General features: G+C 41.2%; 20 protein-coding genes. 14 read left to right on the top strand and 6 right to left on the bottom strand.

What is annotated here, in order from left to right; translation table 11 throughout:
• Window positions 1-9 precede the first annotated feature (9 nt).
• The 4 genes from KDN43_RS13790 (at window position 10) to dacB (ending at window position 4,973) form a co-directional block, all read left to right on the top strand.
• Window positions 10-1,227, top strand: coding sequence for a M16 family metallopeptidase (locus KDN43_RS13790; protein ID WP_238867028.1), 1,218 nt, complete (start codon window positions 10-12; stop codon window positions 1,225-1,227).
• Between the two features lie 286 nt (window positions 1,228-1,513).
• Window positions 1,514-2,119, top strand: a complete 606-nt coding sequence (locus tag KDN43_RS13785; protein WP_238867025.1) for a porin family protein — start codon at window positions 1,514-1,516, stop codon at window positions 2,117-2,119.
• Between the two features lie 504 nt (window positions 2,120-2,623).
• Entirely contained in the window at window positions 2,624-3,379 is a 756-nt protein-coding gene (locus KDN43_RS13780; RefSeq protein WP_238867023.1) for a polysaccharide deacetylase family protein, read from the top strand.
• 157 nt (window positions 3,380-3,536) lie between these two features.
• Window positions 3,537-4,973, top strand: coding sequence for a D-alanyl-D-alanine carboxypeptidase/D-alanyl-D-alanine endopeptidase (gene dacB, locus KDN43_RS13775; protein WP_238867021.1), 1,437 nt, complete (start codon window positions 3,537-3,539; stop codon window positions 4,971-4,973).
• Between the two features lie 35 nt (window positions 4,974-5,008).
• Here dacB and KDN43_RS13770 read toward each other — a convergent pair whose 3' ends face one another.
• Both KDN43_RS13770 and KDN43_RS13765 read right to left on the bottom strand, forming a co-directional pair.
• Window positions 5,009-5,548, bottom strand: a complete 540-nt coding sequence (locus tag KDN43_RS13770; protein ID WP_238867019.1) for an FKBP-type peptidyl-prolyl cis-trans isomerase — start codon at window positions 5,546-5,548, stop codon at window positions 5,009-5,011.
• Between the two features lie 4 nt (window positions 5,549-5,552).
• Window positions 5,553-7,100 (bottom strand): glycine--tRNA ligase, encoded by a 1,548-nt coding sequence (locus tag KDN43_RS13765; RefSeq protein ID WP_238869489.1) that lies wholly within the window; start codon window positions 7,098-7,100, stop codon window positions 5,553-5,555.
• A 239-nt stretch (window positions 7,101-7,339) separates the two neighbouring features.
• On the opposite strand from KDN43_RS13765, the gene KDN43_RS13760 reads away from it, so the two are divergent.
• A complete protein-coding gene (locus KDN43_RS13760) occupies window positions 7,340-8,836 on the top strand; it encodes a polysaccharide biosynthesis C-terminal domain-containing protein (RefSeq protein ID WP_286922794.1) in 1,497 nt (498 codons plus the stop codon).
• Between the two features lie 269 nt (window positions 8,837-9,105).
• Window positions 9,106-11,232 (top strand): S46 family peptidase, encoded by a 2,127-nt coding sequence (locus KDN43_RS13755; RefSeq protein WP_238867015.1) that lies wholly within the window; start codon window positions 9,106-9,108, stop codon window positions 11,230-11,232.
• A 140-nt stretch (window positions 11,233-11,372) separates the two neighbouring features.
• On the opposite strand, the gene KDN43_RS13750 is transcribed toward KDN43_RS13755, so the two are convergent.
• From KDN43_RS13750 to KDN43_RS13740, 3 genes are all read right to left on the bottom strand, one after another.
• Window positions 11,373-11,831 carry a methylglyoxal synthase gene (locus KDN43_RS13750; RefSeq protein ID WP_238867013.1) on the bottom strand — a complete coding sequence of 153 codons (459 nt, stop codon included), beginning with the start codon at window positions 11,829-11,831 and terminating at the stop codon, window positions 11,373-11,375.
• Window positions 11,832-12,139: 308 nt separating this feature from the next.
• Complete coding sequence (locus KDN43_RS13745; protein ID WP_238867010.1) at window positions 12,140-13,888, bottom strand: phospho-sugar mutase; 1,749 nt, start codon at window positions 13,886-13,888, stop codon at window positions 12,140-12,142.
• 19 nt (window positions 13,889-13,907) lie between these two features.
• The gene (locus tag KDN43_RS13740; protein WP_238867009.1) at window positions 13,908-15,551 is read right to left on the bottom strand and encodes a dipeptidase; all 1,644 of its coding nucleotides are present in this window, start codon (window positions 15,549-15,551) and stop codon (window positions 13,908-13,910) included.
• Between the two features lie 172 nt (window positions 15,552-15,723).
• Between KDN43_RS13740 and KDN43_RS13735 the strand changes: the two genes are divergently transcribed.
• From KDN43_RS13735 to truA, 8 genes are all read left to right on the top strand, one after another.
• The gene (locus KDN43_RS13735; protein WP_238869487.1) at window positions 15,724-16,029 is read left to right on the top strand and encodes an FtsB family cell division protein; all 306 of its coding nucleotides are present in this window, start codon (window positions 15,724-15,726) and stop codon (window positions 16,027-16,029) included.
• A gap of 16 nt (window positions 16,030-16,045) precedes the next feature.
• Window positions 16,046-16,384: a hypothetical protein gene (locus KDN43_RS13730; protein WP_238867007.1), complete on the top strand. Its 339-nt coding sequence runs from the start codon at window positions 16,046-16,048 to the stop codon at window positions 16,382-16,384.
• Between the two features lie 40 nt (window positions 16,385-16,424).
• Window positions 16,425-17,726 carry a sigma-54-dependent transcriptional regulator gene (locus KDN43_RS13725; RefSeq protein WP_238867005.1) on the top strand — a complete coding sequence of 434 codons (1,302 nt, stop codon included), beginning with the start codon at window positions 16,425-16,427 and terminating at the stop codon, window positions 17,724-17,726.
• A gap of 22 nt (window positions 17,727-17,748) precedes the next feature.
• Window positions 17,749-20,268 carry an ATP-binding response regulator gene (locus KDN43_RS13720; protein ID WP_238867002.1) on the top strand — a complete coding sequence of 840 codons (2,520 nt, stop codon included), beginning with the start codon at window positions 17,749-17,751 and terminating at the stop codon, window positions 20,266-20,268.
• Window positions 20,261-21,163 carry a site-specific tyrosine recombinase XerD gene (gene xerD, locus KDN43_RS13715; protein WP_238867000.1) on the top strand — a complete coding sequence of 301 codons (903 nt, stop codon included), beginning with the start codon at window positions 20,261-20,263 and terminating at the stop codon, window positions 21,161-21,163. Before KDN43_RS13720 ends, xerD begins: the two co-directional genes overlap by 8 nt.
• Before the next feature lie 175 nt (window positions 21,164-21,338).
• Complete coding sequence (dnaN, locus tag KDN43_RS13710) at window positions 21,339-22,463, top strand: DNA polymerase III subunit beta (protein WP_238866998.1); 1,125 nt, start codon at window positions 21,339-21,341, stop codon at window positions 22,461-22,463.
• A gap of 10 nt (window positions 22,464-22,473) precedes the next feature.
• Window positions 22,474-23,244 carry a 3'-5' exonuclease gene (locus tag KDN43_RS13705; protein ID WP_238866996.1) on the top strand — a complete coding sequence of 257 codons (771 nt, stop codon included), beginning with the start codon at window positions 22,474-22,476 and terminating at the stop codon, window positions 23,242-23,244.
• 6 nt (window positions 23,245-23,250) lie between these two features.
• Complete coding sequence (gene truA / locus KDN43_RS13700) at window positions 23,251-24,000, top strand: tRNA pseudouridine(38-40) synthase TruA (protein WP_238866994.1); 750 nt, start codon at window positions 23,251-23,253, stop codon at window positions 23,998-24,000.
• A gap of 110 nt (window positions 24,001-24,110) precedes the next feature.
• Here truA and rho read toward each other — a convergent pair whose 3' ends face one another.
• Window positions 24,111-26,102: a transcription termination factor Rho gene (rho, locus tag KDN43_RS13695; protein ID WP_238866992.1), complete on the bottom strand. Its 1,992-nt coding sequence runs from the start codon at window positions 26,100-26,102 to the stop codon at window positions 24,111-24,113.
• Window positions 26,103-26,239: the final 137 nt, after the last annotated feature.

The following is a 26,239-nucleotide window of genomic DNA, read 5'->3' as shown; positions in this document are numbered from 1 at the left end:
TAATAAATTATGACAGTACAGACACATATATTACCAAACGGTTTTCGAATTATTCACAAAGCTTTTTCCTCCGAAATATCTTATTGTGGGATAGTGGTGAATACAGGCGCCCGTGATGAATATCCAGAAGAGTATGGTATGGCTCATTTCGTAGAACACATGCTGTTCAAGGGTACGGCAAAACGCAGGGCACACCATATTTCCAATAGAATGGAGAATGTTGGAGGAGAGCTGAATGCCTATACTACAAAGGAGGAGACATTTATTTATTCTACTTTTCTGCATGAATATTTTCCAAGGGCAGTGGAATTACTGAGCGACCTGATATTTCATTCCGAGTTCTCTTCGCATCAGATTGACAGGGAGAGGGAGGTTATTATCGATGAGATAAACTCTTATTACGACTCACCATCGGAGCTTATCTATGACGATTTTGAGAATATGATGTTCACCGGACACGATATCGGACACTATATATTAGGGGATCCTGATTCGTTGAGAAATTTTAACAGGGATAGTATTGTTAGTTTTGTGCAAAGGCAATATCACCCTTCAGAGATGTTGTTTTTTTCTTTTGGTAAAACACCTTTTACAAAAATAATACGGCTGGTGGAAAAATATTTTTCAGTTCCCCAGTCCTTTTGCCCTGTCAAAGAAAGGTTTGCACCTGCTCTTTTTTCACCACATAAGCGTGTTCTAAATAAAAACACATCACAGTCACATGTTATGTTGGGATGTAATACGTTTGATATGTATCATCCACAAAAACAGGCTCTCTACCTGCTCAATAATATTCTGGGTGGCGGAAGTATGAACAGTCGTCTTAACAATATGCTCAGAGAGAGATACGGCATGGCTTATAATGTTGAGTCCAATGTCACTTTTTATACCGATACTGGACTATTTGCCATATATTTCACAAGTGACCTCAAAAATAAGGATAAGTGCATTAGTCTTATTAATAAAGAGATAGATAAAGTAAAAGAGATCGAGTTAACACCTATGCAGCTGTCGCTGGCTAAGCGACAGTGGAAAGGGCAATTGGGAATTGCATCTGAAAGCAGAGAAAATAATGCTTTGACCATGGCAAAATACTATTTGCATTTTAACCGTTATATCTCGTTGGATGAACTGTTTTCCGAAATAGACGCAATAACCTCCAAACAGATAAAGGATGTTGCAAATAAAATTTTCTCATTTCCCATGTTTGAACTGCGATATTTATAGCCAATACTTCGGTAAATATTCAAACACTACACAATCAGAAAGAAAGATCGCGGAACTGCGGTAAAATAGATTTTACCTAAAGGAAATGTATTATATTGTTTTGTTACCAAAATAACATCTATATTCCTCATATTTAGCTGTACGAGACAGAAATTAATGCATAAGGGAGTTGAATAGGTAAATAAACTTTCAGGTGCGAACAAAAAACCTTTAAAAATGTTTTAATTCAAGTATTGTGAATGAGATATATAATAGGTATATTAACTAAAACTTAACTTGATTAATTATGAAAAAAATTAGATTTGTAGCAGTTGTATCCATGCTTGCAATTGCAACGGCTGTCAGCGCACAAGTAAGTCTCGGAGTAAAAGGTGGCGTGAATATGTCCAATTTCTGGGGTGAAGAACTGAACAGTAAAAATGCTAAGTTCGGGTTTAATATTGGTTTAGCTGCCGAGTATGAATTTGCTCCTGCAATGGCAATTCAGTCCGGGCTTTTTTTTACAACCAAAGGCACAAAAATTGATTATGATTTTCCAATCATCGGAGAAGTGGACGGCACAGTTAATTCGTTGAATTTGCAGATCCCTGTCCATTATGCCTATAAGACTGATATTACCCCGGGAACACGTATGGTATTTCATGGCGGCCCTTATGTAGCTTATGGTGTAGGAGGTAAAATTTCAAGTGGTGGTGTTGACCTGGCCGATACTTTTGGCGATGATGGATTACTTAAACCATTTGATGCCGGGTTAGGACTCGGTGTAGGTGCAGAATTTGGGCCTTTCCTTGTTGATCTCGGATGGGATATGGGATTGCTTAAGATTGCCAATTATTCCAATGGCGATGTAAAAAACCAAAACGCATATCTCTCTGTAGGATATAAGTTTTAAATCAGATCATAATATTTTTACTATCCCTGCATATTTACCTGTGCAGGGTTTTTTGTGGCTGCTTTTTGACCTTATAATCCCTCTAAAAGTTTCATCTATTACAAATGTGCCAATAAAGATGTTGATATTATATGCAATATCAATAGTTTGGTGTTTTTTTTAAATCTTATAAATCGCTGAATGTCAATAGAGTATGGCTCTTTCGAGGGTCCTGCGTAACCTCTTGCCTATCTGTATCTTAGATGAAAGATTTGCGATTTATTACAGAAGAGAACTATTCAAAAAAGCAACTTCTGATTGAAATTTTTTTGAATCATACATAATTTGTATCTTGCACGAATTACAATCAATATTTCTGTATAAACATATAAAGTGTTGAAATATAGTATGTACGGCTGTAGTTGCAACAGATCCGAAAGTTGAATAAAAAAATATATGAGGAAATTGATTTTTGTTTTTTTGCTGATTTCTTTTTCTCAAATGTTATGTGCAGAAAAGGACTTTATGCAATTTAACCACGTTTATTATCCTCAAGGGGGTATTACGAAGGCTGTCCTGATAAGCAAAAATAAAAAAATTGAAGAGGGAGGCATAGTGCGTGGGAATACATTCAAAAAGCAGCTCTCGCTGGTTTTTACAGGACACGAATATGCCGATGGTGCCGAAACCATTCTGCAAGCATTAGAAAAAAATGGAGTGAAAGGTTCATTTTTTCTCACAGGTGAGTTTTATCGCAAATATTCTGTCATAGCACGAAAACTAGGAGAGGAGGGCCATTATATGGGCCCACACTCCGATAAACACTTGCTATATGCCGACTGGAATAAGCGCGACTCAACACTTGTGACCCGCCGGCAGTTTGAAAAAGATCTGAATGATAACTATAAAGCAATGCGGAAAATTGGTTTGAAAATTCAGTCGCCCCGCTATTTTATGCCACCTTATGAATGGTATAACCGGGAGATCAGTTATTGGGCAAAAGCGAAGGGAGTACAGATAGTAAATTTTACACCTGGAACTACATCAAATGCCGATTACACCACTCCCGATATGAAGAACTACCGTTCTTCGGAAACAATTTATTACAATATTTTAGAATATGAAGAGAAAGATGGATTGAATGGTTTTGTACTTTTAATTCATATTGGAACCGATCCGAAGCGTACCGATAAGCTGTATGATTTATTGGATGATCTGATAAAAGAGTTAAAAAAAAGAGAATACCGGTTGTTAAGGATTGATGAACTGCTGAAAGGGTAGGCTGTCTGCCTGTTAATCTCTTTTTTCCCATTATCTGTGACTTCAATATGGAATATCATATATATTGTTTCGAAAAATTCTCATTGATTTTTTTCAAGCTCCATAAAAGATCACAAATTTTTTATGTAAGTTTGCTAAAATCAAAAGATAAGTCTCGATGCAAAAAAATCTCGTTCTCTCAGTTTTCCTGTTTTTAGCAAGCTTTGGCTATTCACAGACAGCTTTACAGCAATTCATCACTCATCCTGCTCTTAAGCATGCATCGGTTGGAATATCTGTTACCGATATGAAAACCGGGAAGAGGATTGTGTCATATAATGCCGATAAATCGCTCGCTCCGGCATCGGTGCTGAAGCTGGTTACCACAGCTACAGCAATTGAAGTTCTTGGCGAAAACTACAGATATAAGACCGACCTGGCGATAGATGCAAATGATCCCTCTCGTATACTGGTTATTGGATCTGGTGATCCCACTTTGGGGAGTGAAGCATTTAGAGAGAACCCCAACGCTTTCTTCATTAATGGTGTCGATGCCTTGAAAAAGTCTCTTCCTGTGGACCCGGAATATTTTATCTACGTTGTTGATAACCTGTTTGGTTACAATGGTATTTCTCCTGAATGGACATGGATAGACATTGGTAATTATTATGCAGCTGGCGCTTACGGGATCAGTATTTTCGATAATAGCTACAGGCTATTTTTCAATACTACCGATAAGAATGGCTGTCCAAAAATTCTTCGCACGGAACCTGCAATAAAAGGGCTTAAGTTTCTGAACAGCTTGTCGCTGAATAACACGGGACTTGATAACGGTTATATTTATGGAGTTCCTTTTTCTTACGATCGGGCCGTTAGAGGAGATATACCTGCAGGGCGGGTCGAATTCAGCATAAAAGGAGATATTCCCGATCCTGGCTTGCTGCTGGGTGAGACTCTTGCCGCTTATCTCTCCCGGGCCGGCTTTAAAATTGGCAAGGTGGAGACAGCCCGTTCAGATTATTTTTCACTGAACTGCTCATCAGACAGAAGCCAACCGTACCATATCGGCAGGGTTATCTTTACACAGCTTTCCCGCACATTGAAGGAGATTATACATGAGATAAACGTAGAGAGCAACAATCACTATACCGAACATCTTATCCGTACCATTGGAAGATACAGCAATAAAGATATCTATGCCGATCCGCTTGAAGCAGGTATAGAGTATGTTAAGGAGTTCTGGAAGAGAAAAGGGGTTGACGTCTCATCGCTGCAAATGTACGACGGATGTGGCCTGGCACCTCAGGATGCGGTGAGCGCCTTGTTTTTAGATGATCTACTGGTTTATATGTATAATAAAAGCAATTATTCAATTCCTTTCTTCGATTCACTTCCGAAGGCAGGGCAGGACGGAACACTTCAGAACTTCCTCCAAAATACCCGGCTAAGTGGTAAAGTTTCGGCAAAGAGCGGCAGCATTGGCGGAGTACAGTGTTACGCAGGATATCTGGTCGATGGCAACAAGAAGTTGGCTTTTACCGTGATGGTCAATAAATTCAATGGAGCCCGTATTCAGGTAAAAGGTGCCATTGAACAGTTTTTGCTTAGTTTGTGAAAAAACAGGTGTTTGTTCGTTTATTAACGTGATTTCTAAAGGATGCTGACCAATTCAATTTCAAAAACCAGAGTGGTGTAAGCGGGGATAGTCCCTGATGAAATTTCTCCGTATCCCATATACCATGGGATCCAAATTTCCCACTTGTCACCCACCTTCATATGCTGCAGTGCAGTGGAAAAACCATCTACAAGCTCTTTTATCTGGAATTTACTGGGGATATTATTTCTGTTTGCAGTTGAATCGAAAATTACTTTATTGTAGATGATGTTACCCTTATCATCTTTGTAGGTGTCCGATTTCGACCAGTCGCGCTTATACCATCCGGTATAAAGCACTTCAACCCTGTCGGTGAAATACGGGGTTGCGCCGTCACCAGACTCAATCTCCTTTTGCATGATAAACCCTTTTCCTGATTGAGAATTTATCTTTTTATACCTGGCATCGTTAGTGATGAGGGCAAACTGTGCTTCGTTGTCGAGCTTCCACTTGTCATCAAATGTCTCTGTTTTATCACATGATGTAAACAGAATGGCAGCACTTAAAATGATGAATATGGTTGAATACATCTTCATAATTCTATTCTGATAATTGTTTCAGTAAATATTTCATATCGGTCTTGTCGGCAATGGTGTGTTGCAGTGAATCTATGGATACCCTTTCTTGTTCCATGGTGTCGCGATAACGAATTGTTACCGTATTGTCTTCGAGCGTCTGATGGTCTATGGTGGCACAGAAAGGTGTGCCTATGGCATCTTGTCGGCGATATCGTTTGCCGATGCTATCTTTCTCGTCGTACTGGCAGGTAAAGCAAAATTTAAGTTCGTCCATAATTTCACGTGCTTTCTCTGGCAACCCGTCTTTTTTAACAAGCGGGAGGATGGCCAGTTTAACGGGTGCAAGTGCTGGGGGCAGCTTCAGCAATACCCGTGTCTCTCCGTCTTCCAATCTCTCTTCGTGGTAGGTAGCGGCCAGTATCGATAGAAACATCCTGTCCACACCTATTGAGGTCTCAACCACATACGGTACATAAGATTTGTTCAGTTCCGGATCAAAGTATTGCATCTTCTTGCCAGAATATTTCTCGTGCTGGCTCAGATCGAAATCGGTACGGGAGTGAATTCCTTCCACCTCCTTAAATCCAAACGGCATTTCAAACTCTATGTCTGTAGCAGCGTTAGCATAGTGCGCCAGCTTATCGTGGTCGTGAAAACGATATTTTGCGGACCCAAAACCCAGAGCCTGGTGCCATTTCATACGGAATTGCTTCCAGTGCTCAAACCATTTCAGTTCTTCTCCCGGGGCAACAAAAAACTGCATCTCCATCTGTTCAAATTCACGCATTCGGAAGATGAACTGACGGGCAACGATCTCATTGCGGAATGCTTTCCCTATCTGTGCAATGCCGAAAGGTATCTTCATACGTCCTGTTTTCTGGACGTTTAAGAAATTGACAAAGATACCCTGTGCTGTCTCGGGTCGAAGATAAACCTTCATGGCACCGTCGGATGTAGATCCCATTTCTGTGGCAAACATCAGGTTGAACTGACGCACCTCTGTCCAGTTACGTGTTCCGCTAACTGGACAAACAATCTCGCAGTCAATTATAATCTGGCGTAGCTCCTCCAGATTGTTATCGTTAAGCGCCTTAACAAAGCGGCTGTGAATCTCATCCCTTTTCTCACAGTATTCCAATACTCGAGGGTTGGTCTCACGGAACATTTTTTCATCAAACCTGTCTCCAAAACGTTTTTCAGCCTTTTTTACCTCTTTCTCTATCTTGTCATCCTGCTTTGCCAGATACTCCTCTATCAGTACATCGGCACGATACCGTTTCTTGCTGTCCCTGTTATCTATAAGCGGGTCGTTAAAAGCTTCCACGTGTCCCGATGCTTTCCAGATGGTAGGGTGCATGAAGATGGCGGAATCTATTCCTACCACATTCTCATGCAGTAGCACCATGCTGTCCCACCAATATTTCTTAAGGTTGTTCTTTAGTTCCACACCCATCTGTCCGTAATCATACACAGCTGCCAATCCATCATAGATCTCACTTGAAGGGAATACAAACCCGTACTCTTTGCAATGCGATACCAGTTTCTTAAAAACGTCGTCCTGTTGTGCCATAATTTTGTAGTGCATGTTTTACCAGTACCTTTTTCTTCAGGTTACAGGCTGATTACATGCTTTTATTTCATATTTCTATCTTTATATTTGTTTCAACCTGCAAAGTAAGTGGTTTTTTTTGAATTTTTGGTTACCATTATTCTTAAAGATAAATAATGACCCCCTTTTTGGGAGAGCTTGACGAAAAATTGTACTTTTGTGACCGTATCACTTGAAACGATGAAAATTTTCAGATAAATATGGCGAATGGAATGAAAACGTTGGCAAAGGAGACCTTTTTTTACGGTTTGGGAAGCGTCCTGCCAAAACTCCTTAGCTGGCTTTTATCGCTTTATTGGGCTTTTGCACTGCCAAGGGTCTCCGATATAGGGGTGCTCACCAATTTCTATGCCTGGGTGGCTCTTCTACAGGTGATTCTTACATACGGGATGGAGACCGGCTTTTTCCGTTTTGCCAATAAGGAGGATAACCCTGTAAGGGTTTTTTCAACCACATTTATCAGCATCGCTGCAACAACATCGATATTCTTTATCCTGGCATTATTATTTCTGAAGCCGGCAGCATTAGCATTGGGTGGCACGGCAATGAGACCTCACTACCTGTTAATCATGGTTGTAATCCTATGCTTTGACGTACTTGGTTCAATTCCTTTTGCCAATCTCAGGTTTAAAAAGCGGCCCATACGTTTTGCGACTATCAAGATAGCGAACGTAGTACTCACCATCCTGTTCAACCTCTTCTTCTTTCTGGCTTGTCCACGGCTTCAAGCCGTTTACCCAGACATATTTTCTTGGTTCGATATCAGTAAAGGTGTAGATTACATACTTATATCAAATCTTGCTGCTTCTGTTATTCAGTTTCTGATGGTATCGCCGGAGCTGAGAATCAGATTGACTTTCGACATGCAGCTGCTCCGCAAAATGTTGCAGTATTCTTTCCCCATTCTTATTCTTGGTGTTGCGGGCATTTTGAATCAGACAGTCGATAAGATTGTCTTTCCCTGGGTTTATCCTGATAAGATAAATGCTTATACGGAGTTGGGTATCTATGGACAGAACTTCAAGATAGCCATTATTATGGTGATGTTTACCCAGGCATTCCGCTATGCCTTTGAACCATTTATCTTTGCCCGGAATAAAGAGGCTTCAGGCGACAGGCAATCGTTCAGTGATGCTACTAAATATTTCATCATCTTCGGATTGTTAATCTTTCTAGTGACCGTAGGTTACATTGATATTATCAAATATCTGATACCCGTTAAATATCACGTTGGATTGAAAGTGGTGCCAATTGTCCTTATGGGTGAGCTGTTTTTCGGGATTTATTTCAATCTCTCTCTCTGGTACAAACTTACCGATCAGACAAAATGGGGAGCATATATTTCAATATTTGGCTTTATTATCACCATATTAATAAATGTGCTGTTTATTCCGCACTTTGGTTATATGGCATGTGCCTGGGCGTCATTCATTGCCAATCTATCTATGATGCTAATATCTTATTTCCTGGGGCAAAAAAATTATCCTATTCCATACAATTTAAAATCAGCCGGATTCTTTTTTCTGCTGTCAATAATCCTTTTTGCAGGAATTGTGTCAACATATAACTATGTTCCAAATCTGTGGAGCAGATTGTTGTTAAACACCGCTTTTATAGTGGCGTATATATTTGTGGTTGTGAAGAGGGAATTCCCTTTGAGAGAATGGCCGTTTATAGGGAAATATTTTAAGGCATAAAACCCAATAAGTTCAGTACGGGCCACTAAAAGATGCACTCAAAGAAAATTAATTGGGAAGAAAAAAACTTAGTGATCATTAAAATAGAATCATTAACTCATAATTTGGATTTTGTAATTTGGAAATTGCAACTATGAATTTTGAGCTCAGATTTCAGAATTTTTGATGATACATCAGAAAAATTTAAGATTGTAAACAATTTTGATGATATGTAATATCAGAAAATTGGGAATCAATAATCAATAATCAATATAGAAACTTTATTCTTTATGAAGAAACCATTTTTATCTCTTGCTATATTGCTCGTAACATTCTTGTCGAGAGCCGATGAGGGCATGTGGCTTCTAAAGGAGCTTAATAGCGAGAGCGTTGCACGTATGCAGGAGTTGGGCTTTACATTTCCAGCGGATAAACTTTATAGTGAAAACAGCCCATCGCTGAAAGATGCTGTTGTCATCTTTGGCGGAGGATGCAGTGGTGTTGCGGTATCAAAAAAAGGATTGATTTTCACTAACCATCACTGTGGATATGGAGCTATACAAAAACTAAGCGATGTTGAGCATGACTATTTGAAGAACGGTTTTGCTGCAAACAAAAGAGATGATGAATTGTATGCAGATGGCCTTACCGTTTCGTTCCTCAGGTCGATGACAGATGTAACCAGCCGTATTGTGCCCAATGTGCCATTAGTGCTCAGTGAAATACAGCGGGAGCTGGCTATTGACTCCATCTCTAACGAGTTGATCAGGGAGTATGAGGATGATCCGTTTACTCATGTTCGTGTAGTCCCTTTTTACTCCCGCAACAAGTACTATATGGCTATTTATGATGTTTTCCGTGATGTACGATTGGTGGTTGCTCCTCCCTCGTCGGTGGGGAAGTTCGGGGGTGATACCGATAACTGGATGTGGCCGAGGCATACAGGTGATTTCTCTGTCTTTCGTGTCTATGCCGGAAAGAACAACAAGCCTGCAAATTACAGTAAAAGCAACGTTCCGTACAAACCCAAACATGTAGTTCCCGTTTCGATTGCAGGTGTTACGCAGGGCGATTATTCGATGACGGTAGGATATCCTGGGAGTACGCAACGATATTTGTCGTCTTGGGGAATACACCAGACAATGGAGTCTGAAAACACTCCCCGTGTTGAGGTGAGGGGCGCAAAGCAGGATGTATGGTGGGATGCCATGAAAAAAAACGACACAATCCGCATCAAATACTCCAATAAGTACGCCGGAAGCTCCAACTACTGGAAAAACTCAATGGGAATGAACAAGGCAATTGTCAATCTTGAAGTATTACCCCGGAAAGAGTTACTGGAAGCAAGGTTGCTTAAATGGATCAACAGCAATCCCAACAACAAAGCAAAATACGATAGCACTCTCACAACTCTTAAAGAGGCCTATACCGGCTCAGATGAAATGGCTCGTTATACTACCTACTTTCTAGAGACATTCAATAACGGTATAGAGCTGATAAGGTTTGCCAACACCATCCTTCAGTTCGATTCCGGTGGAACCGAAGAGGACAAGCAGGCGTTTATTAACGACCGTCTTATAGAGTCGTATAAAAATTATGATCCCGGACTGGATAAAAAGGTGCTTCCCATTTTAATGAAGCTTTATGCAGAACGTGTGCCTGAACAATATCATCCCGATATTTACAATAAAATAAGGGAGGAGTTCGGAGGCGATTATGAAAAATATGCCGACTGGCTGTTTTGCAATACACAGTTTACCTCTCTGGAAGAGTTACTGCAGCTGTTGCAGTCTGCCGATATGCAGGAGCTGACAAACGATCCGGCTATGGAGCTGGCGCTGTCCGCGACCGATATGGGGTATGAACTGTCGGGAAAGATGATGCCGGCCTATGAGAAAATACTTCGTGGCGAAAGGGAGTTCATGGCAGCCTTGATGGAAATGGATTCCCATAGAACTTTCTATCCCGATGCCAATTTCACGCAGCGGATGAGCTACGGAACGGTGAAAGGTTACAAACCGCGTGATGCTGTCTGGTACGATTACTATACAACAACAGAGGGAGTATTGGAGAAACAGAAACCGGGTGACCCGGAGTTTGATGTACAGAGATATATCCTCGATGCCATCCGCTCAAAGGATTTTGGAATGTATGGTGATAAAGATGGCTGCATGAGGGTGAATTTTTTGTCCGATAACGATATTACTGGCGGCAACTCCGGCAGCCCCGTGCTGAATGGTAAAGCGGAGCTTATAGGCCTGGCATTCGATGGTAACTGGGAGTCGCTGAGTGGTGATATCCTCTTCGAACCCTCGATGCAGCGCATGATCAGTGTCGATATTCGTTATGTTTTGTATATAATAGATAGGGTGATGGAAGCGCCAAATATTATAAAAGAGTTGAAGATAGTTAAATAGAAGTAGTCTTTCAACGAACGAAACAGCCTCTCATTAGCTTTTTAGCTAATGAGAGGCTGTTTCGTTCATATGAGGTTGCAGGTGAAATTTTTTCATGTCGAACTGACCGTATGCCTATGTCCGGATTAGAAAAATTAATGTTACAGGTTAAACTCTTTCCTGTCAAACTCCTCATACCGTGGTGGCAGGGGCACATATTCTTTGTCGTCCCATAGAGAACTGGTGATCATAAGGTCTGCACTGTAACGGTTGCAGGCAATAGGTACGTTGTGTACCCTGCACTGGCGTAACAACATCATTATATCCGCCTCGTGAGGCTGTGGATTGAGATCATCGATAAGAAAGACTGCTAGATTAACCTCCTTGCGGACAACCATGGCCGCAATTTCGGCATCACCTCCCATTGGCCCCGAGTTCATGATAGTTATATCGGGATAAACGCCGTTGTTATGGAGTGCTTCACGCACCAGCTTACCTGTCGTGCCTGTGCAAACAAGATGATGCTCCGACAGAAAGTCGGAATTGTAAATTACCCAGTCAACCATGTCTGCTTTGCGGTGATCGTGCGCAACAAGAGCTATCGTAAGTTTTTTATTCATCTGGTTTGTTTTTAAAATTTGTTTTTATGATTTCTCATTTTAATATTATTTTTATTTATTAATGTTTCGATAAATCCTCATTTATAACACTGGCAGTCAATAAGTTATGTCGAATCCTCAAAGGGGGTATACTCTATTGATATTTAGTGAATTATAAGAATTATTTTAAAAAAATTACCGAAATATTGATTCATGGAACCCTTTCGAAAAGCCTATTCCATTGCATTCGAATTACCATACACGTAGATATTCAGTGTATTACGAATGATTGTTTTAGATGTTCAGGGTTTTCGTGGCAGGCTCATTCATTAAATTCCCAGCTCCTCTCTGATTGCATTTATTTTTTCGCTGGCAGCGTACTCTGCCTGTTTAATATCTTCACGCGACTTAACTTTTCCCTTCACTTCTATGTAGAACTTTATCTTGGGTTCTGTTCCTGAAGGGCGGATAGAGAGTTTTGTGCCCTCTTCGGTGAAATATTGTATAACGTTTGAGGTGGTAGGCATCTCAAGGGCAACATTTTCGTTTCTGACAAAATCCACTGCTTCCAGCTTCGCGAAATCTTTAATCAGTACAACGGGTGAACCACCCAATGACTTCAGAGGATTGGTACGGAAGTTTTTCATCATATTTTCAATCTCGTCCGCACCTGCTTTTCCTTTGCGCACAAGAGAGATACCTGTCTCCTTTGAGTAACCATACTCTACATAGATATCCTGGAGCAGCTGGTACATGGTTTTCCCATTATCTTTAGCCCAGGCTGCTATCTCTGCAAAAAGAGCACATGCCGATACAGAATCCTTGTCGCGCACGAAGTCGCCTGCCAGAAAGCCATAGCTCTCCTCACCGCCGCCGATATAGTTTTTTACTCCCTCATTTTTTCGGATAACATCTGCTATCCATTTGAAACCGGTGTAACAATCATACATATCAACACCTTTTTTAACAGCGATATTCTTCAGCAACTCTGAGGAAACAATGGTCTTTACCACATACTCTTTTCCTGTGAGCAAGCCCAGCTCTCCGCGTTTATTCATAAGGTAATAAAGGCATAGTAGCATTGTCTGGTTACCGTTAACCAGTATGAAATTGCCCTCATCATCGCGAATAGCTGTCCCAAAACGGTCACCATCGGGATCGGTCCCCATAACCAGTTCTGCACCTGTCTCCTCTGCCTTTTTAATAGCCATATCCAATGCAGCGGGTTCTTCGGGATTGGGAGATATCACTGTGGGGAAATTACCGCTGATCACATCCTGTTCGGGTACATGAATGATATTGGTAAAGCCTATGGCTTTTAGTGCATCGGGTACCAGGGTGATGCCTGTGCCGTGGATTGGTGTATAAACAATTTTAATGTCATTGTGCCGCTTAATTGACTCAGGTGAGAGTACAAGCCTTTTGACCTCCTCAATGAACGCTTTGTCCATATCTTTTCCAATGATCTCTATCAGTTTTTTGTTTCCCTTGAAGAGGATATCGTCAACACATTTAATGCGGTTAACCTCAGCAATGATATTTTTGTCGTGAGGCCCCAACACCTGTGCCCCATCATTCCAGTATGCCTTGTACCCGTTATACTCTTTCGGGTTATGCGAGGCGGTGATCATTATTCCGCTCTGGCAGCCAAGCTTTCTGATGGCGTAAGATACTTCGGGGGTTGGACGCAGATCTTCAAAAAGAAACACCTTAATACCATTTGCACTGAAGATGTCGGCCGAGATTTCAGCAAATTTTCTGCTGTTGTTGCGACAATCATGTCCTATCACCACCTTTATCTCATCCAGCTCTGAAAACTCTTTCTTCAGGTAGTTGGAGAGGCCCTGTGTTGCCGAGCCAACCGTGTAAATATTCATCCGGTTGCTTCCGGCACCCATGATGCCTCGCAATCCGCCCGTCCCGAACTCAAGATCTTTGTAGAATGCATCAATAAGTTTCGACTTATCTTCGCTGTCGAGCATCTTCTGGACCTCTTCCTTCGTTTCAGAATCGTAGTTTCCTTTGAGCCATAATATGGCTTTGTTTGTGACTTGTGCTAATAATGTTTCTTCTTCCATATTCAAGCAATGAATTTATCTATTTTTCAATTGTGTTTACTTTATATTTATCGCCGGTCTGTTCTACTATCTTTCTGTAGTATTCATCTGGATAACCCGGCCGTATTGGAGATGCAGGTTGTCCATAGGCATTGCGTTTAAACTGGCCGTCCTCCTCTCTTTTAATAACACCGTCAACATATTTAACCATAAGGTATTCACCCAGTTTTTTCCATTCCGCTACACCCTCTTTAACCAGATTGTTTGTATACTGAGTAAGGTAGTGAACTGCTTCAGAGGGCGACTGCTTGTGGAGTTCGGCAGCATGTTTTTCTACCCCGGGCTGAGATTCTCTATATTGATCTTCTAACTTAGTTTGTACCTTTTTCATGTCGGCACTCATATCTCTATACCGTGTATAAACCATGTTGGAGACCCAGTTATGCACCCAGAATGCTGATGTCCACGAGAAGCTCAGCAGATCACCATTACCCTCAGCCATTTCGTGAGGTATCTCGTTATGTCCACAATAGAACGGGTAATATACTGTCTGGGCAGCGTTGTCAATACCGAACCAGAGAATACCTCCAATTTCATTGGGCAACCATGAACGCATCTGCGCTACAAAAGAGAATGCCGTCTGCTGTGTAGATATGGGACGTTCATTGCAGTATTGAACGGAGTCAACCTCAAATGTGAGAGGCGACCAGCGGTAAGGAGAGTTGAAAGGCCCTGCACCCGCATCAAAGCGCCAGTCCAGTTCGGTGCCTTCATAATGGTCGCGCATCATTTCCTGAATATCATGAACGCTCAGTTTCCTGTCAGGTTTGATATAAAGCGGCATTGGGTCGGTTGTCTTTCCCTGCGCATAAGGCAGATACCTGCCCATTTCCCTGTTCACCCGATTGAAGAACGACCATACACGGGCTTCACAAAAACGGAGTGCACCGAAGTCCAATGGGGCATAGGCCTTGGCAAAGCTGAAATCGGCATCATCACCGTTGAAATAACCTTTCTCCCGGGCAAAAGAGATGACATCGGGTGAGTAAAGGCAGTTCTCCGGATCATTCAACGGAAACTGCTGTATGCGAGCCTGGTTAGCGTGTGCTGACACGCAGTCGTCGGGAATACGCACGGCCACCCATACAGCACCTTTATTTCCGGTGCCCTTCCCAATCATCTCCATTATCCATGCTTCATCAGGATCGGCAATAGAGAACGATTCGCCGGAACTGTAATAACCGTGTTCTTTTACCAGGCCGGTTATTATTCTAATGGCTTCACGCGCATTTTTGGCACGTTGGAGTGTAATATAAATAAGGCTTCCGTAATCCATAATACCGGTGGAATCGGATAATTCTCCGCGCCCACCAAAGGTGGTTTCTCCAATGGCAAGCTGATATTCGTTCATATTCCCTGTCACATTATATGTTTGAAGCACTTGTGGTATTTCACCCAGATATTTTCCGGTATCCCATTCATGCACCTTGAGCATTTCTCCGGGCCGGTATTGTCTTGCAGGCCAATGGTACAATTCTCCATACAGGGAGTATGAATCGGCAGCATACGAGATAAGCACCGAACCGTCGGCAGATGCTTTTTTCCCAACGAGTAGGTTAGTGCACGGAAGTGATAAAAAGGTGGTAAATATTACCGCGAGCGTAGTCAGAAAGAATCGTATCATATATATTTAAAGATTATCACAAAATTTTCTACAACAGTGTAAAGATAATTTATTTTGTTCAATCTGTCCAAATAGTAGCCTGGATATTTATTTTATTTCGCATAAATGGTTCGCATATTTGAAAAAAACAGGTTATATTTGTGAAGATAATAAACCTCACTGTGTGGACTATATGAAAGTTAAAATAACAGAATTCGGATCAAAAAGAATACTTGGCATTACATCTTATCAGATAATTTTCCTTCTGATACTGATTGTGATGCTTTTTTTCTTTAGTGACAGCAGCATAACCAAAAGGATAAAATATGAAACGCAGATCAAAGATCTTGAATCCCAGATTGATTTTTACCGGCAGCAGGCAGATGCTGATAAAGAAAAGTTGAATGAACTCAAATCAAATAGAGATGATCTGGAAAAATTCGCACGAGAAAATTATCTCATGAAAAAGGAAAACGAAGAAATTTTCATTATTGAGTAAATATAATATCTGTGAGATGAAAGATATATTATTTCGAATTGCCGCTTCAGGCATATTATTTTCAGCGCTCCTTTATCTGTTTGCTCCGTTTGTAGCACCATGGATAATGGCTCTGTCAGTGTTAATCTTTTCTGCACTGACTGTTACAAAACCCTATCCCGGGAAAAGTATCCGGGGTAAAAGGCTGTTTAATTTCCAGATTTTTTCATGTGCACTGATGATAGTTGCCACATACCTTATGTTCAGGCAGCGTAACGAATGGGCATTGTCAATGATAGCAGGCGCAGTTTTTCTCCTTTATGCCGCAATTACAATACCCAGAGAACTGGAAAAGGAAAATATCAGCGAATCATAAGAACTACAGCAACACGCACGTAATTCTTTAAAAAAAATGAATGAATAAGAGCATACTAATAATCGACGACAATGTAACAGTCTGTCTGATGTTGAAATCGTGGTTGGTAAAGAAAAATTTCAATGTCGAAACGGCTTTAAGCGTTAAAGAGGCAAAACAGATGGTGAAAGAACAGCCGTTTGATTTAATTCTAAGTGATATAAGAATGCCTGAAACCGATGGTTTTGCCTTTTTATCATGGATTACAAAATATGATTCTGAAATACTTGTAATCATGATGACTGGATATGCCGATATTGAAACTGCTGTTGCTTCCATGAAATCAGGTGCTGCGGATTATATTTCCAAACCAATTGATCCTGAACAGCTTTATCTGAAAATCGACGAGGCGTTTAATATTCAGGAAAACAGGCTTAAAAGAAAACGTTTTTCCAATGATTTCATAAAACTTCCCGGCAGTGAGTATGAACAGGTTTTCTATAAACTCAGCAAGGTTACCGAAAATAACAGACATCTGCTTATTATCGGTGGCAGGGGAACGGGGAAAGCATCTACCGTAAAATACATATACGAGAGAGGCCTTCATTTATCCAAACCGCTTGTTGTGCTTGATTTTGACCAATATACAGATGCCGCCAGCTTAAATAGCCGGTTTAATGAGACTGATGAGAAAGGGTCTATTTTAATGGAAAAATTCAAGTTGGCAAAGGGTGGCCTTTTGTACATCCGGAAAGTAGATAAGCTCAACATCAACCTGCAGGACGAATTACTGACTATTTTAACCAAACAGAAAAGGGACGATGATTTTACACAAGTAGTCATGAGCACAGAGATGAGCAAAAGAAATTTACAGAAAAATCTGATTCCAAAACTTTACTACCTGCTCGAAAAGGATTGTTTGACCCTTCCCTCACTGAAAGGGAAAAAAGAGGCAATAATGTATCTCGCATCCTATTTTCTCAGGTTCGCCAATATCACCCTTGACAAAAAAATTGAGAGTATCGATCCAGCCTTCCAGGATACACTCATCGGATATGAATGGCCCGGAAATATTCAGGAACTGAAAAATTGTATTATTAAAGCAGCTTTGCTTACCGAAGGGACAAATATTAATATTTCTGTTGTTTCTGGCCTGTTCGGGAATATGCCGAAAAAAAGAGATCGCAACATATCTGTGAAAACAATAGAGGGCCTTCGCAAGGAAAACTATGAAAAAGAGAAAATACTTGAGGCTCTTGAACTGGCCAAAGGAAATAAGACTATGGCAGCAACTATACTGAATATTGACAGGAAAACATTGTACAACAAGATCAAGCTCTATAATGTTACAACAAGCGGTTGATAAATAACTATATATATTACCAATGATGAAAAAAAAAGGATTTTCAAAGATAAAATTAACCGTTATTGCCGGATATCTGCTGGTAGTATTTATCATGGCCATTGGGCTGCTTGCCATTTATAATTATCTTGTCGATTTTTCCAATAAGAAAATTAAAAACGAAGATATGTCGGAACTGCTGCTTGTGGGTAATGTACTGTCTAAACTTTATGAAATTGAGAGCGAGCAGAATCTATTCACAGCCGAGGGTGCGCAACAATATTTCTCCAAATACGACTCTATTGTTCCAGAAATCCACTCTAGTCTTGATTCATTAAAAATTCTTGCCAGAGATTCCTACCGAGAGGAAGAGCTCGACACCATCAAACTTCTTATAGTCAAAAAAAAGGAGAATTTGAAAACTGTTGCTGTACTGCTGGATTCTATCGGGAAAGCGCCGGAGATTATCCGTATAACCGAGAGCAGCTATGTACCTAAAAAGCTTAACAGGGAAATTTCAGATTATCTGGAAGATAGTAAAATAAAGGATCGCGACAAGTCTCAAAGCGATACTACTGTAGTAATGAAAGGACGTAGAACCTTTTTGAACCGGGTCCGCGATGTGTTTGTCCCCTCAAACGACTCAACTCTCGTAATTGAGAACAGGTCTGTTGTAGAAGAAAATAGCCTTAGTAAGATTGTCGACACCCTCATTAACAAGGTACGCTATTCGGAAACACTCGACCTGCAACGGCAAAATCAGTTTAAAAAGGCTTTTTTGGAACGGCAGGAGGAGCTTAATCATACCAACCGAATGCTTACAAATCGCATCGATGAAATGTTGAAAGGAATAGAACAGGAGGAGATAAAAAAATCTCTTCAGCTTATCATTGATAAGGAGCGTGCACTTTCATCATCGCAGCGCACTATGTTTTTTGCGCTATGTCTGGCAATACTGATTGTTATCATATTCGGTATTCTATTTCTGGTTGATATCAACAGAAGCCAGCGTTACAGAAAACAGCTTGAAGAATCCAACAAGCGCATATCGGAATTGCTGTTCTCACGTGAGAAACTGATGCTAACCATCTCTCACGACATTAAGGCGCCTATGAGTTCCATCATTGGATTTATTGACTTGATGAATTCTGGTGCCTACCGTAAAAGCAGCACCTATCTCGGCAATATGAGAAAGTCAGCAGAACACGTGCTGCAACTTGTATCCACGCTGCTCGATTACCATAAGCTTGAATCGGGTACGTGGCAGCCTAAGGAGTCCGATTTTAATCTTTACAGCCTGGTGAACGAAACTGTGTCGAGCTTTAAGCCGCTTGCTGAACAAAAAGGGCTGGAGTATATAGTAGAGAATTGTCTGTCGGTAGATTCTGAATGTCATGGCGATCCTTATGTGATCAGACAAATTATGGGAAACATTATCTCTAACGCAGTAAAATATACTTTAAATGGGAGAATATTAATTGTCACAGGAGAAGAGGTGTGGGAGTCAGCCAAATGGTTAATATTTTCAGTTATCGATACAGGTATAGGAATTGATATTGACGAACAACAGCTTATTTTCGGGGAGTTTCAGCAGCTGGATGAAGGTGCTGACCAGAGCGGAAATTTAGATGGAAGTGGTCTTGGGTTGTCTATTACAAAAAGATTTGTTGAAATATTAAAGGGTGAAATAATACTTAAATCTAAAAAAGGAGCAGGTTCTGAATTTATTGTGAAAATTCCCCTGAAACCGGTACTATCCGAAAAGGCAGCTGCACCGGTTGAATTTTCTGAAAGGCATGATCTGAATGATATTTCTGTTCTGGCAGTTGACGACGATCCAATTCAATTAAAAATGATATCAGGGATGCTTGAGAATATGAAGGTGAAATGCATTTCAGAGGTAAATACTTTTAATTTGCCATCACTCATTCAGAAAACAAAGTTCGATTTAATGTTCCTTGATCTTCAGATGCCCGGAGCAAATGGTTTTGAGGTTATTCAGGAGTTAAGAAAGACCAAAAATATTAATATTGATGATATTCCAGTCATAGCTTTGTCGGCACGTTCAGATCTTTCAGCATCAGATGTAAAAGGTTACGGGTTTACCGATTTTCTGATCAAACCATTTACTCAGGATCAGCTATATCGTATTATTTTGCGCTATGTGACCCAAAAAAATAACAAGAAACCTGTCTTTCGCGTTGAGTCTAAGCCTGAAATAAAAAAAGGTGTTGGAGCACTTATCAATTTTGTGAGGACAGACAGGAAAATATCTTTGGAAATACTGCAATCATTTTCTGATGAGATGGTTAGAGATTTGGGCTCATTGAAAGAGTTTTTTGATAGGCAAGATTACAAATCAGCAGGCAATCTCTCTCATAAAATGCTTCCGCTTTTCCGGATGATTGGTGATAAGCAGGTTATTACTCTTCTGGAACAACTGGAGAGAGAGCAACCTATATTTGCCGGGGAAGAGGAGTATTTGTTTAATGCTATTAGAAAAAGTGTGGACGAGGCACATGTTTTTATAAGAGAACTGTCTGAAAACAAAGACGATGAGTAATCCGGTGATTGAAAAATACAAAAGGTATCTTCTGCTGGAAAAGGGGCTCTCTTCTAACACCATTGAAGCCTATATGTCTGATCTGCAGAAACTGATTAATTTCGCTGAGTCGCGGCAACTCACTTTTAATTCCATAGGGCAGAATCATCTGGAGGAGTTCGTGGCCGATTTGCACGATAAAAAAATTTCTCCCCGATCCATGTCCCGCGTTATCTCGGGGATAAAATCCTTTTTCCGCTTTCTTCTGCTTGATAACTACAGGGATGATAATCCCGGCGAAATGCTTGAATCGCCCAAGATCGGATTAAAACTTCCCGTGGTATTATCCTTAAATGAGATTGATTCTCTTCTTAGCGTAATAGATCTGTCTACAGCTGAGGGAACACGTAACTATGCAATTATCGAAACGCTCTATAGTTGTGGCCTGCGTATATCGGAGTTGACAAACCTGCGTTTTTCAGATCTTTTTTTTGAGGAAGGTTTTATCCGTGTGGAAGGTAAAGGGAGTAAACAGCGGTTAGTCCCCATTTCCGAAACGGCTGTGCAGAAAATCAGGAACTGGATACCATACCGTAATCAGATTAATATTCGGAAAGGAAGCGAAGATGTACTTTTTGTCAGTTCACGCGGTAAGGCGATTTCGCGTGTAACAGTTTTTCACTACATAAGGCAGTATGCCGAAGCGGCAGGTATACAAAAAGAGATCAGCCCGCATGTTTTTCGTCATTCGTTTGCTACGCATCTGCTCGAAAGAGGTGCTAATATCCGTGTAATCCAGGAGATGCTGGGACATGAGAAAATAACTACAACAGAGATATATACCCATATAGACCGTAGCTTTTTGCGGCAGGAGATAATAAATCATCATCCCAGAAACAGGAAAAGCAATAAGTAAGGCTAGAGCTCAATAGTCAGAAACAAGAAATGGTGTAATGGATACTCCTAAAAGTAAAAGACATCAAAGAGAGGAGCATGTTGAGCGTGTTGATAAAATTATATTGAAATAGATAGAACCTCCGGGATTATTTTATATATTTGCTCATTAAAACTTATTAAACAGATATATCATCATGAAGTTTGTAGTATCAAGCGCCACATTGTTGAATCATTTACAGGCCATAAGCAGGGTCATAAATACCAAAAATACATTACCAATTCTGGATTGCTTCCTTTTGGATTTAAAAGATAATATGCTCACACTAACGGCTGCCGATAGTGAAACGCGATTGGAGACATGGGTTGAGGTTAACAGTGCAACAGGTGAAGGATTTTTGGCTATTAATGCCAGAAATCTGCTCGATCCTCTGCGTGAGCTTCCCGATCAGCCACTCACTTTCGATATCAATGATGAAACCCTTGAGGTGTTTATCTACTACCACAATGGTAAATACAATTTTGTGGGATCGAAGGGTGATGAATATCCGGAACCGAAACCACTTAATGACTCTGCTATGTCACTTGAGATTGATGCAGAAACCCTTTTCACAGGAATCAACCGGACTTTTTTTGCTACTGCCGATGATGAACTTCGTCCGGTGATGAACGGAATATATTTTGATATTACAGCCGATGATCTCACTTTTGTAGCTTCCGACGGTCACAAATTAGTACGAGTGACTACCTCTGAAGCCCAGGGTGAGGGGCGCTCATCGTTTATTCTTCCCAAAAAGCCGGCTAACCTGTTAAAATCTCTCCTTCCCAGGGAAACGGGAAAAGTTGATGTCAAATTTGATGAGAACAACGCATATTTTACCCTGCCTACATACAAAATGGTATGCCGCTTTGTTGAGGGTAGATATCCAAATTATAACTCTGTAATTCCGCAAAATAACCCCAACACGTTTACATTGGACAGGCTGGCATTTTTGAACGCACTTAAGCGAGTAGCTGTCTTTTCAAATCCTTCAAGCAGCCTTGTAAAGTTGCAACTCTCCGAAGACAGAATTGTTGTTTCCGCGCAGGATATTGATTTTCTTACTGCTGCAGAAGAGACGATACCCTGCACTTATGAAGGCAACGTGATGAATATTGGGTTTAAAGCGTTGTTCCTTATAGATATTCTTAATAATATTCCCTCTGCTGATGTGCGAGTAGAACTTTCCGATCCTTCACGTGCCGGATTAATACTGCCGGTGGAGAAAGAGGATAACGAGGATATGCTAACGCTACTTATGCCGATGATGCTGAACGATTAAAGGGAATAAAATGGAATTGAATCTTAAAAATCCGCTGGTTTTTTTCGATCTGGAAACTACCGGAATAAATATCACACACGATCGAATTGTTGAAATATCGTTTCTTAAAGTATATCCAAACGGTAAGGAAGAAATCAAATCGAGACGTATAAACCCCGAGATGCCCATTCCGCCGCAGTCAACGGCAATACATGGTATCACTGACGAAGATGTGAAAGATTGCCCCACCTTTAGGCAGGTAGCTAGATCACTTGCCGACCAGTTGGAGGGGTGCGACCTGGCAGGGTTCAACTCCAGCAGGTTCGATGTGCCTATGCTGGCAGAGGAGTTTCTTCGTGCTGGTGTTGATTTCGATATGAGCAAACGTAAATTTGTGGATGTGCAAATCATCTTTCACAAGAAAGAACAGCGTACGTTGGAGGCAGCATATGCTTTCTACTGCGATAAAAAACTGGATAATGCTCACTCTGCTGAGGCAGATGCAATGGCGACCTATGAAGTGCTCAAGTCGCAACTCGACCGCTATCCCGATTTGGTAAATGATATAGATGTATTATCTAAGGAGTACTCAAGCTTCAATAATAATGTCGATTTTGCAGGACGTTTCATCTATAATGAAGAGGGTGTAGAGGTGTTCAACTTCGGAAAACATAAGGGGAAGCCGGTCAGTGAGGTACTTAAAAACGAGCCAAGCTATTATTCCTGGATGATGGATGGTGATTTCCCGATGAATACCAAACAGGTACTCACCAAAATACGATTAAAAGAACTTAACGGATAATTCTTCATGCCCCGTTACTTCATAACCCTTGCATACAATGGTAAGAACTACGTTGGATGGCAAGTCCAACCCAACGGGACTGGTGTGCAGGAAGTTCTTCAGGGTGCGTTGTCAACTATTCTGCGAGATAAGGTGGAAGTTGTGGGGGCTGGGAGAACCGATTCGGGCGTTCATGCCCGGAAAATGATTGCCCATTTCGATTGGGAAGAAGCCGATTTTTCTTCAGACAATCTGTTGCGGAAACTTAATAATTTTCTTCCGAAAGATATATCTATCTCCTCAATACGTGAGGTGCGCCCAGATGCGCATGCCCGGTTCAGTGCAATTTCACGTACTTACAGATACTATGTTACAACTGTAAAGGATCCTTTTCGCCATGAATTTACATACAGGGTTCGTTATCACCTCAATATCCAGATGATGAACGCTTTATGCTCAGTAATACAGCAGTACAGAGATTTTACAAGCTTCAGCAAACTGCATACAGATGTGAAAACCAACAATTGCAAGATTGAATATGCCGGATGGGAGAGGGTGGGAGAAGAGTATGTCTTTACAATCAAGGCCGACAGATTTCTCAGGAATATGGTTCGTGCTATAGTGGGAACACTGCTCGAAGCAGGCAGGGGGAGGCTTGATGAGCGTGGCCTGCGACGTGTTATTGAAGCTAAAAACCGAAGTGTGGCTGGTGACTCTGTTCCGGGAAATGCCCTTTTCCTGGAAGATGTTTCCTATCCCGATAATATTTGGTTATGACAGGTATATGGGTGAAAAATTAACGCAGCGGGACTGTGAAGCCGCTGCGTTGAATTTTTTCGTCTTTTCAGACATTTATATTTTCTGTTATCAATGATTAATTGAAATAATTAGTCATTCATTGAAATAAGAAACTCTTCGTTACTCGATGTGCGTCTCATCCTGTTAAGCAGAAACTCCATGGCTTCTACTGAATTCATATCCGAAAGGAAATTTCGGAGCACCCACATGCGGTTGAGCGTCTCCTGAGAAAGAAGAAGATCATCGCGACGTGTGCTCGATGCAATAATATCCACCGACGGGAAAATACGTTTGTTTGATAGCTTACGGTCGAGCTGAAGTTCCATGTTGCCTGTTCCCTTGAACTCTTCAAAGATCACATCATCCATTTTGGAGCCGGTATCTGTGAGGGCAGTCGCTATAATTGTTAGAGAACCCCCGTTTTCTATATTACGGGCAGCACCGAAGAAACGTTTGGGCTTATGCAGTGCGTTGGCATCCACACCACCAGAAAGTACCTTCCCCGATGCAGGCTGTACTGTGTTGTAAGCACGTGCCAGACGAGTGATTGAGTCTAGAAGTATCACCACATCGTGACCACATTCCACCAGCCTGCGGGCTTTGTTCAATACAATTTCTGCAATTTTCACATGACGGTCTGCAGGCTCATCAAAGGTAGAAGATATCACCTCGGCATTAACGCTACGCTCCATATCTGTCACCTCTTCAGGGCGCTCATCTATAAGCAGAATAATCATATATACGTCAGGATGATTATCTGCAATTGCATTTGCAATATCTTTTAGCAGCATGGTTTTACCAGTCTTCGGCTGCGCTACAATCAGTCCGCGTTGTCCTTTACCAATGGGTGAGAACATATCTACCACACGGCATGAAAGGTTATCGTTATGACCTTTGGTAAGGTTGAATTTTTCATTTGGGAATAGTGGTTTCAGGTGATCGAATGGAACACGGTCACGCACATCGTCAGGTTTGCGACCGTTGATTAGATCTACCTTTACCAGAGGAAAAAATTTCTCACCTTCTTTGGGAGGACGAATAGGCCCTTCCACCACATCACCCGTTTTAAGTCCGAAAAGACGGATCTGCGATTGTGAAACGTAGATATCGTCTGGCGAAGACATGTAGTTGTAGTCCGAAGAGCGCAGAAATCCGTAACCGTCAGACATAATCTCCAGAACGCCCGATGCCGTGAGTATACCATCGAAATCGTAACCGGGATCTTTCTCTTTCTCTTTCTGTTGCTGTTGCTGTTGCCCCTGGGGTTGAGCCTGTGACTGCCCATGACTTTTCGATTGTTGAGCCTGTGGCTGCTGCTTGGGTTGTAGCGGTGAAGGTGAAATAAGATCCATCATCGATACTTTACTGCCCAAAACGGGAGTTTCTTTCTCAATAGCTGTATCTTTTACTTCAGATGTTTCTTCTGCAACTACCGGTGGTAAGGTTACTGGAGCAGGCGCACTCTTCTTTTCATCGTTTCGGTGCTTTGATGAGCGGAATACCAATTGAATAGGCCTTCCGGGAGATTTTGGAGTTTCTGGTGCTGCAGTTGCCTCTTTTGTAGCTGTAGTTGCCTCTTTTGTAGAGGCAGTTGTCCCTTTTGTGGTTGTAGTCGTGTCTTTTGCTGCCTCTGATTTTTTTTGGCTTGCCGACTCTGATTTTGTCTGGGTTTGAGATTGAGAAGAAGTTTTCGCAGCACTCTTTTCCGGCATTGCATCTTCTTTAACTACTTTTTTTGGTTTTTCTGTTTCAGCAACGGCAGGTTTCGATTGATTTTTTGATGTATCCTGTTCTTTCTTTTGCGGTTCGTTTTTAACAGCTTTCTTTTCCGGCTCCACCTTTTTTTTATCAGAACCACCCTTCTTAGCGTTGGCATTGGATCGGTTTTTCCCATAGCTAGCCTGTCTGGTTGCTGATTCGGCGCTCATTTTTTTTGTCTCTGCAATTGCCTGTTCGTCAAGAATTTTATAGATGAGTTCTTCTTTCTTATATGCGTCCGGGCGTCTTATTCCCATTTCTTTGGCAAGTACCCGTAATTCGGTTGTAAGCTTTTCATTAAGCTCAATAATGTTATAAGCCATGTAGATCTATTGAATTTCGTTATGGTTTTTGAATAAATATTGTTAATAAATTATTTCCGGTTTCAGCAACGGATGTATGATTTAGCATACAAATATTCTAAAAAAGGCGGATATAATTGAATTTGAAATGAATAAAC

This window comes from Proteiniphilum propionicum (assembly GCF_022267555.1).
In the GTDB taxonomy this organism is placed as follows: Bacteria; Bacteroidota; Bacteroidia; order Bacteroidales; family Dysgonomonadaceae; genus Proteiniphilum; species Proteiniphilum propionicum.
Note: the sequence above shows the minus strand (reverse complement) of the source record. Positions and strands in the feature narration are given on the sequence as shown.